At 66.2% G+C, this 13,465-nt stretch carries 10 protein-coding genes; 7 read left to right on the top strand and 3 right to left on the bottom strand.

Annotated elements, in window-relative coordinates:
- The first annotated feature begins 51 nt into the window (after positions 1-51).
- Genes NLM25_RS23460 through NLM25_RS23445 form a run of 4 tightly spaced genes read left to right on the top strand, consistent with a single transcriptional unit; the run spans position 52 to position 4,799 of the window.
- The gene (locus NLM25_RS23460; protein WP_254119445.1) at positions 52-927 is read left to right on the top strand and encodes a branched-chain amino acid ABC transporter permease; all 876 of its coding nucleotides are present in this window, start codon (positions 52-54) and stop codon (positions 925-927) included.
- Positions 924-2,594 carry an ATP-binding cassette domain-containing protein gene (locus NLM25_RS23455; protein WP_254138569.1) on the top strand — a complete coding sequence of 557 codons (1,671 nt, stop codon included), beginning with the start codon at positions 924-926 and terminating at the stop codon, positions 2,592-2,594. Before NLM25_RS23460 ends, NLM25_RS23455 begins: the two co-directional genes overlap by 4 nt.
- The gene (locus tag NLM25_RS23450; RefSeq protein ID WP_254138568.1) at positions 2,587-3,321 is read left to right on the top strand and encodes an ABC transporter ATP-binding protein; all 735 of its coding nucleotides are present in this window, start codon (positions 2,587-2,589) and stop codon (positions 3,319-3,321) included. The genes NLM25_RS23455 and NLM25_RS23450 overlap by 8 nt, the downstream gene beginning before the upstream one ends.
- A gap of 26 nt (positions 3,322-3,347) precedes the next feature.
- Complete coding sequence (locus tag NLM25_RS23445) at positions 3,348-4,799, top strand: aldehyde dehydrogenase (protein ID WP_254138567.1); 1,452 nt, start codon at positions 3,348-3,350, stop codon at positions 4,797-4,799.
- A gap of 104 nt (positions 4,800-4,903) precedes the next feature.
- Here the strand turns inward: NLM25_RS23445 and NLM25_RS23440 are convergent, their stop codons facing one another.
- Together NLM25_RS23440 and NLM25_RS23435 are read right to left on the bottom strand one after the other, a co-directional pair.
- On the bottom strand, positions 4,904-5,719 hold the full coding sequence (locus NLM25_RS23440; RefSeq protein WP_254138566.1) for a hypothetical protein: 816 nt from the start codon (positions 5,717-5,719) through the stop codon (positions 4,904-4,906).
- Between the two features lie 118 nt (positions 5,720-5,837).
- Positions 5,838-6,917 carry a lactonase family protein gene (locus NLM25_RS23435; protein WP_254138565.1) on the bottom strand — a complete coding sequence of 360 codons (1,080 nt, stop codon included), beginning with the start codon at positions 6,915-6,917 and terminating at the stop codon, positions 5,838-5,840.
- Positions 6,918-7,236: 319 nt separating this feature from the next.
- On the opposite strand from NLM25_RS23435, the gene NLM25_RS23430 reads away from it, so the two are divergent.
- The 3 genes from NLM25_RS23430 to acnA all read left to right on the top strand — a co-directional run bounded on the left by NLM25_RS23430 (position 7,237) and on the right by acnA (position 12,152).
- Positions 7,237-8,112, top strand: coding sequence for a GntR family transcriptional regulator (locus tag NLM25_RS23430; protein WP_254138564.1), 876 nt, complete (start codon positions 7,237-7,239; stop codon positions 8,110-8,112).
- 113 nt (positions 8,113-8,225) lie between these two features.
- On the top strand, positions 8,226-9,539 hold the full coding sequence (locus tag NLM25_RS23425) for an MFS transporter (RefSeq protein ID WP_254119432.1): 1,314 nt from the start codon (positions 8,226-8,228) through the stop codon (positions 9,537-9,539).
- 9 nt (positions 9,540-9,548) lie between these two features.
- The gene (acnA, locus tag NLM25_RS23420) at positions 9,549-12,152 is read left to right on the top strand and encodes an aconitate hydratase AcnA (RefSeq protein WP_254138563.1); all 2,604 of its coding nucleotides are present in this window, start codon (positions 9,549-9,551) and stop codon (positions 12,150-12,152) included.
- Here acnA and fsrB read toward each other — a convergent pair.
- The gene (fsrB, locus tag NLM25_RS23415; protein WP_254138562.1) at positions 12,136-13,428 is read right to left on the bottom strand and encodes a siderophore utilization protein FsrB; all 1,293 of its coding nucleotides are present in this window, start codon (positions 13,426-13,428) and stop codon (positions 12,136-12,138) included. The genes acnA and fsrB overlap by 17 nt on opposite strands.
- Positions 13,429-13,465 lie beyond the last annotated feature (37 nt).

Genomic DNA, 13,465 nt, shown 5'->3' with positions numbered 1-13,465 from the left:
GGCCTTGCGCTGCGAGGCCTGCCCGTCGTCCGGTCCAGGGGACGCCGTTTCATGCTGCTTGTCGACATCGTCCTGCCGGGCCTCGTGCTTGGCGGCATGTACGCGCTGATCGCGCTCGGGCTGACGCTGCAATATGGCGTGGCGCGGATCATGAACCTCTCCTATGGGGAGTCGTTGGTCGCGGCTGCCTTCGGCGCGTTCTCGCTCTACAGCGGTCTCGGCCTCAGCCCGCTGGCCGCGCTGCTGCTCGCGGTTCCGGTCGCGATGGTGTTGAACTGGCTGCTCTATCGTTTCCTGCTCGAACGGCTGATGCGGCGGGGCAAGGACAGGGGCGCGCAGGAGATCGACAGCATCCTCGTCACCTTCGGCGTGTTGTTCGTGATCCAGGGCGCCATGCTGGTTGCCTTCGGCGGCCAGTATTACAGCTATAGCTACCTCTCGATTCCGCTGACGATCATGGGATCGACCCTTGCGGTCAATCGGCTCGTCGCGCTGCTGTTTGCGGCCCTGGTCGGCGGCGCCGTGTATCTCGCCCTCACCCGCACGCGGATCGGCACCGCCGTCCGCGCCATCGCGGTGGACGCGAATGCCGCGCGCCTTGTCGGGATCGACGTGGCGGCATTGTCAGGATTTGCGTTTGCCTTCGGCGGCGGCCTCGTGGCCGTCGGCGGCGTGCTCGTCAGCATGTTCCTCACCTTCAATGCCGCGATGGGCGTAGTCTTCACCATGAAGGCGCTCGTCGTCGTGATCATGGGCGGCGTCGGCAATGTGATGGGCGCGCTGGTGGCGGGACTGCTGCTCGGCGTGGTCGAGACCGCGGTGGCGCGGCTGGTCGATCCCGGCCTGACGCTGGCTGCGACCTATGCACTGTTTCTCGGCGTGCTGCTGATCAGGCCAACGGGCCTGTTCGGGAGGACAGCGTCGTGACTGAGCCTCTCCGCCTTCTGCTGTGGTGTGTTGCCCCCCTCCTGGCGGGGGCCGTCATCGCCTATCCGCTTTACGTCAACGGCTACTATCTCGCGCTCGGCATCAGCGTTCTCTATTTCACGATCCTCGCAACCGCGTGGGCGATGTTCTCAGGTCCCACCCGCTACGTCTCGCTCGCGACCGTCGCCTTCTTCGGCCTCGGCGCCTACACCGCCGCGGTGCTCGGCGAGACCATGCCCTGGCCCGTCGTGCTGCTGGCCGCGGCGGGCGTGGGCGCGCTCACCGCCGCCATCACCGGGCTTTCGACGCTGAGGCTATCAGGCATCTATTTCGTGATCTTCTCCTTCGGCCTTGCCGAGCTGATCCGGCAGCTCGTGATCTGGTACGAGGTCAACATTCACAAATCGGTCGGCCGCTATCTCTTCAGTGCGGTGACGCAGGACATTCTCTACTGGCAGCTTCTCGCGCTCACCGCGCTCGTTTTCCTGGTGGGATGGCTGCTCGGGCGCTCGCGCTATGGGCTGGCCCTGCGCGCCATCGGCGCCGACGAGACTGCGGCGAGCCATTCCGGCATCGATGCCACGCGGGTCAAGCTCGGCGTGTTCGTTCTGAGCGCGACATTCATGGCGGTGACCGGTGCGGTGATGGCGCCACGCTGGACTTATATCGATCCTGCGATTGCCTTCAATCCAACGATTTCGTTCCAGGTCGTGATCATGGCCTTGCTGGGCGGCGCGGGTTCGCTGTTCGGCCCCGTGCTGGGCGTCATTCCGCTGGTGCTGCTGTTCGAGGTGCTGACCGCGACGCTGCCCAACCATTTCAGCATCGTGCTCGGCATCATCTTCGTCCTCATCGTCATGGTGCTGCCGAACGGCGTGATCGGACTGTTTGGGGCCGGACGCTGGCGTGTTCCGGCCGGAGGGCCCGCCGCTGCTTCCGCCCGCAAGATGGTTTCCCCGCTCCTCGCGGTCGACGGCGTTAGCAAGTCATTCAGCGGGCTGCGTGCGGTCGACGGCGTCAGCTTCACGGTCGCGCCGGGCGAGATCATCGGCATTATCGGACCCAATGGATCCGGCAAGACGACGCTCCTGAATACGTTGTCTGGGGCCTTGCGGCCCTCGTCAGGCACGATCCGGTTCAGCGGCACCATGCTCAATGGCCTGCGCGCGCACCAGATCGCGCGTCTCGGCCTCGCCCGCACCTTCCAACTGGTGCGCGTGATGCCGGATCTGACCGCCGCTGAGAACGTCGCGGCCGCGCGGCTGTTCTCCACGTCGAGCGGTTCGGACGCAACGGGAGGCGAATTGCTCGATCTGGTTGGGCTCGCCGCGATGCACGATGCGCCTGCGGGCGAGCTGACCTATATCGACCAGAAGCGGCTGGAGCTCGCCCGCGCGCTGGCGCTGCAGCCGCGCCTCGTGCTGCTCGACGAATGGCTGGCGGGGCTCAATCCGAGCGAACTCGAGACCGGCATCGCCCTGATCGCAAAGCTACGCGACCGTGGCCTCACCATCATCATGGTCGAGCATGTCATGGATGCGATCCGGGCGCTGTGCGGGCATTGCATCGTCATGAACGCCGGCAGCGTGATCGCGCGCGGCGCGCCGGACGAGGTTTTGGCCGATCCGAAGGTCGTCGCCGCCTATCTCGGAGGCGAAGATGCTTGAGGTCGCCGCCCTCTCCCACTTCTATGGCAAGCACCAGGCTCTGGCCGACGTCGCGCTCAACATTGTGCAAGGCGAGATCGTCGCCATCCTCGGTGCCAACGGCGCCGGCAAGTCGACGCTGCTCAAGAGTATCGCGGGTCTGGTGAAGCCCGCGCCGGGCGCGACGATGCGCTTCGACGGACAGAGCATCGGCGAGCTGCCGGCTCATCTGATCGTGGAGCGCGGCATCGCCCTGGTGCCGGAAGGCCGCGGCGTCTTCGGCGAGTTGACGGTTGCTGAGAATTTGCAGCTTGGCGCCTATCCAGCCCGTGCGCGCGCGGGTGAAGCGGACCGGCTCGCAAAAATCCTGAACCTGTTCCCGCGCCTTGCCGAGCGCATGAGCCAGGCTGTCCGCACCATGAGCGGCGGCGAGCAGCAGATGGTCGCGATCGGCCGCGCGCTGATGTCGAACCCGCTGCTGCTCCTGCTCGACGAGCCCTCGCTCGGCCTGTCGCCTTTGCTCAGCCGCGAGGTGTTTCGCGCGCTGACGCAGATCCGCGCGGACCGCGTCGGCGTGCTGCTGGTCGAGCAGAATGCGCGGGCCAGCCTCGACATCGCCGACCGCGTCTACCTGATCGAGTCCGGCCGCAACGCCGGCAACGGTCCAGCTGCCGCGATGAAGAACGATCCCGAGATCCAGCGCGCCTATCTCGGCAAGGCGCGCGCCGCATCGCCCCCCACAACATAACCCCCGAGCAACCCATGGAGAGCTCCATGAACGCAATCGACCTTCTCATCGGCGGCAAGGACCAGTCGGCCAGCAATCAGCGCACGTTCCAACGCCACAACCCGATCTCCGGCGAGGTTGCGACAACAGTGGCGGCAGCCTCGATCGACGATGCGATGCGCGCTGCCGACGCTGCGGCCGCTGCCTTCCCGGCCTGGTCACAGCTCGGCCCGTCCGAGCGACGCAAGCGGCTCAGCGCGGCTGCCGACATTCTCGCGCGCCGAGCGGCGGAGTTCACCGCGCTGATGGTGGCCGAGACCGGCGCCACCGCCGGCTGGGCCGGCTTCAACGTGCACCTCGCCGAAGGCATGCTGCGCGAGGCCGCCGCCATGACGACTCAGATTTCGGGCGAGGTCATTCCGACCGACAAGCCCGACAATCTCGCCATGGCCTACCGCCAGCCGGTCGGCGTCGTGCTCGGCATTGCACCGTGGAATGCACCGGTGATCCTCGGCGTGCGCTCCGTCGCGATGCCCCTCGCCTGCGGCAACACGGTGGTGCTGAAGGCCTCCGAGATGAGCCCTGGCGTCCATCGCCTGATCGGAAGCTGCCTCACTGAGGCCGGCCTTGGCGACGGCGTCGTCAATGTCGTGACCAATGCGCCGGAGGATGCGCAGGCCGTGGTTGAGGCGCTGATTGCCCATCCCGCGATCCGGCGCGTCAACTTCACCGGCTCGACCCGGGTCGGCCGCCTCATTGCACTGGCTTGCGCGAAGCATCTGAAGCGCGCGCTGCTGGAGCTTGGCGGCAAGGCGCCGCTGGTCATCCTCGACGATGCCGACCTCGACGCCGCCGTGAACGCCGCCGCCTTCGGCGCTTTCATGAACCAGGGCCAGATCTGCATGTCGACCGAGCGTATCGTCGTCGACGACAACGTCGCGGACGCTTTCATCGCCAAGTTTGCCGCGAAGGCGAAGAGCCTGCCCCACGGCGATCCCGGCAAGGGCAATGTCGTGCTCGGCTCGCTTGTCAGCGCTGCTGCCTGCGACCGTGTCAGAGGGCTGATCGACGATGCCGTCGCCAAGGGCGCCGTGGTCGCGGCGGGCGGACATGGCAGCGGCACCATCATGCCAGCCACCATCGTCGATCACGTAACCCCTGCGATGCGCATCTATGGCGAGGAGAGTTTTGGCCCCGTCGTGACCGTCGTCCGCGTCAGCGGCGTCGACGAGGCCGTGCGCGTGGCCAACGACACCGAATACGGTCTCTCCTCGGCCGTGTTCGGCCGCGACATCGCGCGCGCCCTCGGCGTTGCCAAGCGGATCGAGGCCGGCATCTGCCATGTCAATGCGCCCACCGTGCACGATGAGCCGCAGATGCCGTTCGGCGGCACCAAGGCGTCAGGCTACGGTCGCTTCGGCGGAAGAGCGGCCATCGACGAGTTCACCGAGCTGCGCTGGATCACCGTGCAGACCGGACCTCGCCATTATCCGTTCTGAACCGCGGCCTGCGCTCGCGCTGACCTGCGCCCGGCGATCATCCGACTGTTCATCGGACGGTCGTCGGCAGGCGGCCGCGGCCCGAATCTCGGCGGCAGTTTGCCTCAGCGCAGCGGCAGCAACTCCAGCTGGCTCTGCGCCTTCTTCACCGCTGCCGCGAACCAGCTCTGGCTCGGTGCTTCCTTGGCGAAACACTTTGTATAGGCGTCCATCGCCTGGTCCTCTTTGGCCATGGCGTCCTGCGGAGTCTTCCTGGCCATCATCTGCTTCCAGACTTTCTCGCAGGCCGGGATCTCAGCCGTCTTCGCGGCGTCGGTTGCGGCGAGGAAGTAGACCTTGTCGCCCTGGATTGCGACCACGTCGATTTCATGCGGCGGTCCCTTCAGGTCGCCATTGCCGCGCACGCCGAGCACGGCGACGGCGGCACTTGCGCCTGCGGGCTTGGTGACTGGCAGCTCGGCATATTTGGCGAATGCCGCATCCTGGATCGCCTGATAGTAGAAGCGGTCCGACGTGAAGGCCGCGCCGATCTCCTGCGGCATGCCGTCCCCGCGGTGCTCGGCAAGCCAATGCCTGAGGAGCGCAGTCGTGGTCACGACGGCCTGCATCTTGTCGCCTTCGGAGGCGAAGCCGAGCCCGTCGAGATGGCCGAAGCCGATGTCGCCCTTGAAGAGCGTATCGGCGTTCGACTTGCCTTCTGCCGGCAGGCCCTTGATCGTGACGGGCCCGACCAGGCCGCGCAGCACGCCTGTCAGCTCCTTCAATGCCGCATCGTGCTGCTTAGAGGTTTCGTCGTTCTCCTTGGCCTTGGAGAATTTTGCGATGTAGCGGTCGCGCAGGTCGAGATAATGCTGCTCGGGGCCGGCCGCACGGGCGCTTGCGGCGAAGACGAGCAGGCAGAGCAAGGCGAGCGATCTCATGGCAAGTTCCGGCTGGGAGCGATCTCCAGTCTTTGTGACGGTGCCGGGCGTGAAGGTTCATGGGCTGCAGGCCGCCGCCGATCCGACGACGCTGGGCCGCCGAATGGCCTCCTGACGCCTATGACTGGCTATCCCTGAGCAGGATGCAAACCGGGCTTCCGACCTTCACGACCTTGTCCGTGGCGACGAGGCGGCCATCCCCGGTGCGCGTGAACATGGTCACGGTGTCGCTGTCCTCGTTGGCGGCAAACAGGAACTTGTCGGACACGCCGAGCGCGAAGAATCGCGGCGTCCTGCCGCCGCTCAATGTCCAGCCCGCCGGCGTTAGCCGGCCGCTCGCGGCGTCGATCGCAAACATTGCGATGCTGTCGTTGCCGCGGTTGGAAGCATAGACGAACCGGCCGTCGTCCGACACGGCGATCTCCGCCGCACGGCTGTTACCGGTGAAAGTGTCGGGTACGGCGGAGACGACCTGGAACGGCGTCAACGCACCGTTACCCGGATCGAAGCGATAGCCTGTCACCGTCGAATCCAGTTCGTTGACGACATAGGCGAGCCGCCCTGCCGGATGAAACGCGACGTGGCGGGGACCGGCGCCCTCACGGGCCTGCACCGGCGGGCCGGCTTGCACCAGCTTTCCCTTCTCCGCGTCGATCCGGTAGGTGAAGACGGCGTCCAGCCCCTTGTCCGGTACGATGACGAAGGCGCCGGACGGATCGAATTCCACCTGGTGCGGCTTTGCAAAGGGCTGCTCCACCCGGTGCGGCCCGAGCTTACCCTCCAGCTTGACCAGATCGATCACCGCACCGAGCGAGCCGTCTTCCTGACGCGGCAGCAGCGCGAGCGTCGAGGTGATGTGGTTGGCGACCACGACGAAGCGGTTGCTCGGGTCGATCGCGAGATGGACAGGATTCTTGCCTTCCGTGCTCTGCCGGTTGATCACCCGGAGCCGGCCGGTCGCTGGGTCAATCGCCATCGCGGTGATGTCGCTGAGATCGCCATGCACGGTGTAGAGGAATCGCCGGGTGCGGTCGAAGGCCAGGAACGAGGGATTGACGAGATCGCCGAGCAGCTGGAGGTGGGTCCAGGCGCCGCTCGCATGGTCCATGCGATAGACGTTGAGACCGTCGCCGCGGGCGTTGCGCTCCTTCGTGGTGCGCGCACCGACATAGACGTACGAGGCTGATCCTTCGGACATGGTCTGCTCTCCCATTGCCTGGCGCGGCTGCGCGCGCGATTGAGATGGCGCGGCGGCAGCCAGCACGCCGCCGATCGTCAGATGCGCCAGGCCCCGCCGGGAAATTTCGGCCCGCCGGGAAATCTCGCCCCGCCGGGACAGTTCGCCCCGCCGGGCCGGCCCGGCCGGCAATTTCGTTAGCGACATCGCCCGCTCCCTATATTGCTTTTTATCATTTAAAACACAATTATGGGGTAGGTACAATGGCGATGCCGCCGCTTGTGCCGATCCGGCCGCTCGGCCAATGATCCCTGCTCTGGACCCTCTTTGAGTCGTTCGCATGCCCCGCCCCAACCTCGCCGCCCAGATGACCGCGCGGATCCTCGACTACATCCGCCTCAACGATCTCGAGGCCGATCAGCATCTGCCGAGCCAGGCGCTTGCGGACGCGCTCCGCGTCTCGCGCGCGCCGATCAACGCCGCGCTGCAAATGCTGGAGGACATGAACGTCGTGCGTTCGGAGCCGAACCGCGGCTTCTTCCTGGTCAAGAGTGCACGCGAGCTGCCTGAAACCGCCGATACCGGCGCGGAACAGGAGGACGAATGGTATTTTGCGATCGCCGAAGACCGCCTGTCCGGCAAGCTGCCCGAACGCGTCAGCGAAAGCGAGCTGATGCGCCGCTATGGCCTGTCGCGCACCCGCCTGTTGAAGGTCCTCACCAAGATCGCCGATGAAGGCTGGATCGAGCGCCTGCCCGGCAATGGCTGGGCCTTCGGGCCACTGCTGACCTCGCGCGAGAGCTATCAGCAGGGCTATCAGTTGCGCATTGCGCTGGAGCCGCAGGCGCTCCTGTTGCCGAGCTTTCAGGTCGACCGCACGGCCTTTGCGGCGGCGCGCGAAAAACAGCAATGGCTGCTCGACGGTGGTTACAAGCGGGCCTCACGCGCGGAGGTTTTCGCCGCCAACAACGAGTTCCACGAGATGCTGATGATCTGCAGCGGCAATCCGTTCTTCCTCGACGCGGTCAAGCGCGTCAACCGGCTGCGCCGCCTCGTCGAATATCGCATCACGGTCGATCGCAGCCGCCTGCCCCAGCAATGCCGGGAGCACCTCAACATCCTGGATTTGCTGGAGAATGGCCTGCGCCAGGAGGCTGCCGACTTCCTCCGGGTCCATATCTCCGGCGCAGGGTTGATCAAGATCCCCCGCGTCTAGGTCACCACTGAGTATTTGTATTTTATAATTTAAAATGCAATAAGGCTTCCCAGGGCGGCTGCCGGAGGGACGGACAAGCGCGCCAAAACCACAAGCCCCGAGGAAGCGCCGCCATGTCCACGACGTCAGTCGAGCAGTCCGCAACGCGCAAGGTGTTTTGGCGCATCGTGCCCTACTGCTTCGTGCTCTACGTGATCTCCTATCTCGACCGCGCGAATATCGGCTACGCGGCGCTGCAAATGAACAAGGAGCTGGCGCTGACCAGCGAGGCCTTCGGCTTTGCCGCCGGCATCTTCTTCATCGGCTATTTCCTGTTCGAGGTCCCGAGCAACGTTGCGCTCAACAAATACGGCGCGCGCATCTGGATTTCGCGCATCCTGATCACTTGGGGAATCGTCGCGACCGCCACCGCCTTCGTGCAGAGCGCGACCCAGCTTTACGTGCTGCGCTTCCTGCTCGGCGTCGCCGAGGCCGGTTTCTTTCCCGGCATCATCATCTACCTGACCTATTGGTTCCGCGCCAAGGAGCAGGCCACCACGGTCGCACTGTTCACCGCGGCGATCCCGGTGTCGTATCTCCTCGGCGCGCCGCTCAGCACCTGGATCATGGATCACGTCTCCGGCTTCGGCCTCAGCGGCTGGCGCTGGATGCTGCTGCTCGAGGGCGGCCCTGCCGTGATCGCCGGCATCGTCAATTACTTCATCATGACCGACAGTCCCGAGCAGGCGCGCTGGCTCACGGCGGAAGAGCGTGACTGGCTCTCCGGGGAGCTGCGCAAGGATCACGCCGCGCGTCCCGATGTCGAGCATCTCGGCGTCATCGCCGCGATCACCAATCCGAAGGTGCTGTTCCTGTCGGTGATCTATTTCATCTACCAGGTCGGCAATCTTGGCATCGGCCTGTGGATGCCGCAGATCATCAAAGGCCTCTCGTCATCCCTGACCAATTTCGAGATCGGCCTCGTCGCCATGCTGCCTTATGCGTTTGCGACGGTCATGATGGTGCTGTGGTCGCGCAATTCCGACCGCACTGGCGAGCGGCAGAAGCATTCGGCGCTGCCGCTCCTGCTCGGCGCGGTCGCGCTAGGTTGCACCGGCCTCGTCGTGCAGCCGGCGATCGCGATGGCGCTGATCTCGCTGGCGCTGGCCGGCATCTACGCCTTCAAGTCGCCATTCTGGTCGCTGCCGGGGCTGTTCCTCAGCCGATCGACCGCGGCGGTCTCGATCGCCGCGATTAACTCGATCGGCAATCTAGGTGGTTTTGCAGGCCCCTACGCGATCGGCGCCATCAAGGACTGGACCGGCAGCACCTATGGCGGGTTGCTGTTCCTGAGCGGCCTGCTGTTCGTCTCCTTCCTGATGACTTGGTTTGCCCGGATGGAAAGCACCGGTGTTGCGCGCGCCAGACCGGCCGAGCAGCACGCCTGAGGAGTTGATATGACCGAGCCCACGACCCTTTCCGTCGCGGACAAGACCTACCGCATCGCGGATATCGCAGGCGTACTGGGCGACGATCTGACGCGCCTGCCGGTGATCCTGCGCGTCCTCCTCGAAAACGTGCTCCGCAACGCCGGCGAGGAGCGCGAGGAGGCTGTCGCCGCGATCCGAGGCTGGCTTGCGCATGGCACCAGCGAGCGCGAGATCGCCTTCCAGCCTGCGCGCATCCTGATGCACGACACGACGTGCGGCCCTGCGCTGGTCGATATCGCAGGCCTGCGCGCCTCGCTGGCGGAAGCCGGCGGCGATCCCAACAGGCTCAACCCGGTGCTGCCGGTGGACGTCTCGACCGATCACTCGATCGGCGTCGACGCGTTCGCGCGCAAGGGGGCGCTCAGGCACAACATGCAACTGGAGCTGAAGCGAAATGCCGAGCGCTATCGCTTCATGAAGTGGGCGACCTCGGCCCTGTCAGGGGTCCGCGTGCACCCGCCCGGCACCGGCATCATGCATACGTTGAACCTCGAACGCCTGGCGAGCGTCGTCTCCGCTTTCGATCGTGACGGCACGCTATGGGCCGCACCCGACACGCTGATCGGCACCGACAGCCACACGCCGATGATCAACGGCATCGGCGTACTGGCCTGGGGTGTCGGCGGCCTGGAAGCCGAAAGCGTGATGTTCGGCATGCCTGTGATGCTGCGCGTGCCCGACGTGGTCGGCGTGCGTCTTACAGGCGCCTTGCGCGAGGGCGTGCTCGCCACGGATCTCGCACTCACAGTCACCGAACGCCTGCGCCGCATCGATCTCGCCGACCGCTTCGTCGAATTCTACGGCCCCGGCGTCTCCACACTGTCCGCCGGCGACCGCGCCGTCGTCGCCAACATGACGCCGGAGTTCGGCGCCAATTCCGGCTACTTCCCGATCGACCGGCACACACTCGACTATCTCGCGCAGACCGGCCGTTCGCCCGAGCAGGTCGCCTTGGTGGAAGCCTACGCCCGCCGGCAGCGTCTGTGGTTCGATCCGGAATGCAGCCCGCGCTACACCGACACCCTCACCATCGATCTCGGCGAGGTCGAGGTCAGTCTTGCCGGCCCGCGCCGCCCTCAGGATCGCATCGCGGCGAGCCGCAGCGCCGAGGCGCTCGGGCTCAACGCCACCGCCTCTCCCGCCAATGCGCCGGCCAACGGCTCGGTCGCGATCGCCGCGATCACGAGCTGCACCAATACTTCCGATCCGCGCCTGCTGATCGCCGCGGGCCTCCTCGCCCGCAAGGCCCGGCAGTTCGGCCTCACGCCGCCCGCCTGGGTGAAGACCTCGCTTGCGCCGGGGTCGCCTACTGCCGAAGCCTATCTGCGCCGCGCCGGTCTGATGGACGATCTCGAAGCGCTCGGCTTTGGCATCGTCGGCTATGGCTGCACCACCTGCATCGGCAATTCCGGCCCGCTCGCGCCTGTCATGGCCGAGGCCGTGACATCGCAGAAGATCGCGCCGGTCGCCGTGCTCTCCGGCAACCGCAATTTCCCCGGCCGCGTCCACGCCCAGGTCGAGAACGGCTTCCTCGCCTCGCCGCCCCTGGTGGTCGCCTTTGCGCTTGCCGGCGACGCGCGGCGCGACATCCTGCAAGATCCGATCGCGCCCAGCGCCGATGGGCGCGACGTCCACCTCGCCGATCTCTGGCCGACGGGCGCCGAGATCGACGCTGCCTTGGCACAGGCGCGCGATGCAAGCGACTATGCGACCGCCTATGAGGCCGCCGGGGCCAGCGCCGATTGGGCCGCGCTCGATGCGTCCCGCGCGGCGCTGTTTCCTTGGGATGAGGCGTCGACCTATATCCGTCGCCCGCCCTTCGCGAGCCTTGGCAAGGGCACGCGGCTCGGCCGCTATGCCGCGACGCCGCTGCTCGTGCTCGGCGACGACATCACGACCGACCACATCTCGCCCGCGGGCGCGATTCCGGCGACCGGCAATGCCGGCGACTATCTGGTGAACCGCGGCGAGGCTTCCGACGATCTCAACGTCTTTGCCTCGCGCCGCGGCAATTGGGAGGTGATGCTGCGCGGCCTCTTCACCAACAAGAGCGTGCGCAATTGGCTGGCCGGCGATCTGCGTCCGGGCAGCACGGTTCATGCCGGCTCGGGCGAGCAACTGGCGCTGTGGCGTGCGGCCGACCGCTACGCCGAAGAAGGACGTTCCGTTGTGGTGCTCGCCGGCGAACGCTACGGCATGGGCTCCTCACGCGACTGGGCCGCCAAGGGCGTGGCCCTGCTCGGCGTGCGCGCGGTGCTGGCGCTCAGCTTCGAGCGCATCCACCGCTCCAATCTGATCGGCATGGGTGTCCTGCCGCTTCGCCTGCCCGCCGATCGCCGGCCGCAGGATTTTGGCCTTCGCCCGACCGACGAGATCGAGATCGATGCGCCGATCGAGGCGATCCGCCCACGCGGTCGCGTGCCCATTCGCATTCGTCGCGATGGCAAAGATGTCGATACGTTCGAGGCGATCGCCGCGATCGAGACCAATCTCGAATGCGAGATCTTGCGGGCCGGCGGCCTGCTGCCCCTGATCCTGCGCGGTGCGCTGAGCCCTATTCCGCCGGCGTGAGTTGCTGCCGGCTCAGCCGCACCGCGGCGGTCTCGCGTACGCGGACGCGGGCGCGGCGCTTGCGCCACCAGATCACGACGCCGGTCACCGAGAGCGCGGCCACGACGAGGCCCATGATCGAGATCAGGATGCGGCCGAACAGCCCGACGATGCGGCCCGAATGCAGCGGGAACTGCGCCTGCACGAAGATGTCGGCGGCGGTCCCGACCCAGGGCAGCCGTTCGCCGATCGGACGGCCGTCCTCGCTGTCGTAATAGAGCTGCGCCGGTCCGACGCCGCCGGCGCCGTGATCGTCGCCGGGATGGAAGAACGCCGCGGCATAGACGCCATGGGCCGGGCCGTAACTGATCGAGCCGACCGGGATGCTCCACCCTCGCGCCTTGCCGTCGGCCGCCGCGCGCGCGGCGATGTCGGCGAAGGTCACCCTGGGCTCGATGGGATCGTCGAGATCGCGATAGGGCCGCTGCTCATAGGGCGTCGGCGTGTAGTTCGACACCATCTTCATCATCGGCGAGAACACCTCGAAATAGAGGTTCAGCGAGAACGCGGTGAAGGCGATGATGAACAGCACGCCCCAGGTCCAGAGGCTGAAGGCGCGATGGATGTCGAAATTGATCCGGTAGGCACTGCCTGAGGTCTTGATGGTCCAGGCCGGAGCCCAGCGCGCCCAGAAGCCGCGTTCGAGCTGCCGCGTCACCTGCGGCGCGCGCGCGGCCTTGGCGCGCCGCCGCGAGGGCAGCGTCAGATAGAAGCCGACGAAGCAATCGATGGTCCAGATGATGGCGATCACGCCGAGCACGCGCATGCCCCAGCGGTCGCTGCCCCAGAACTCCGGAATGTGCATCGTGTAATGGAGCTTGTAGAGGAACGAGACGAAATTCTCCCGCGTCACCGGCCACACCGCGCCCCAATAGCGCCGGCCCAGCTCCGCGCCGGTGTTGGGATCGAGGAAGATCTGATTGTAGTCCATCGCAAACCGCTTACCGGTCGAAGGATCGATCCGCGGCATGGTAAAGAACCACAGCGAGTGCCCCTCCTCCGGCGTCATGAAGAGGTAGACGACGCGTGCGCGCGGATCGCGCTGCTCGATCATCTTCGCAAGTTCGATCGAGGGAATGGCCGGGCCCTTGCTGGTGACGTCGAACAAATGGCTGTTCAGGACGTCGTCGATCTCGTGGTCCCAGGAGATGATCGCCCCGGTGATGCCGGAGAAGAACAGGAAGCCGGCCGTCAGCAGTCCCGCCCAGCGATGCAGTTTGCCGAATATCGCTCTCATCGTCTTCTCTCATCAAGCGGGACCGGCTGCCATGGCC

This window comes from Bradyrhizobium sp. CCGB01 (assembly GCF_024199795.1).
Classification (GTDB): domain Bacteria; phylum Pseudomonadota; class Alphaproteobacteria; order Rhizobiales; family Xanthobacteraceae; genus Bradyrhizobium.
Note: the sequence above shows the minus strand (reverse complement) of the source record. Positions and strands in the feature narration are given on the sequence as shown.

Bases quoted from the DNA above. Each gene is read 5' to 3' on its own strand.
- fsrB (WP_254138562.1), bottom strand. From the start codon at position 13,428: ATGAGAGCGATATTCGGCAAACTGCATCGCTGGGCGGGACTGCTGACG.
- NLM25_RS23440 (WP_254138566.1), bottom strand. From the start codon at position 5,719: ATGAGATCGCTCGCCTTGCTCTGCCTGCTCGTCTTCGCCGCAAGCGCC.
- acnA (WP_254138563.1), top strand. From the start codon at position 9,549: ATGACCGAGCCCACGACCCTTTCCGTCGCGGACAAGACCTACCGCATC.
- NLM25_RS23425 (WP_254119432.1), top strand. From the start codon at position 8,226: ATGTCCACGACGTCAGTCGAGCAGTCCGCAACGCGCAAGGTGTTTTGG.
- NLM25_RS23435 (WP_254138565.1), bottom strand. From the start codon at position 6,917: ATGTCCGAAGGATCAGCCTCGTACGTCTATGTCGGTGCGCGCACCACG.
- NLM25_RS23445 (WP_254138567.1), top strand. From the start codon at position 3,348: ATGAACGCAATCGACCTTCTCATCGGCGGCAAGGACCAGTCGGCCAGC.
- NLM25_RS23460 (WP_254119445.1), top strand. From the start codon at position 52: ATGCTGCTTGTCGACATCGTCCTGCCGGGCCTCGTGCTTGGCGGCATG.
- NLM25_RS23450 (WP_254138568.1), top strand. From the start codon at position 2,587: ATGCTTGAGGTCGCCGCCCTCTCCCACTTCTATGGCAAGCACCAGGCT.
- NLM25_RS23430 (WP_254138564.1), top strand. From the start codon at position 7,237: ATGCCCCGCCCCAACCTCGCCGCCCAGATGACCGCGCGGATCCTCGAC.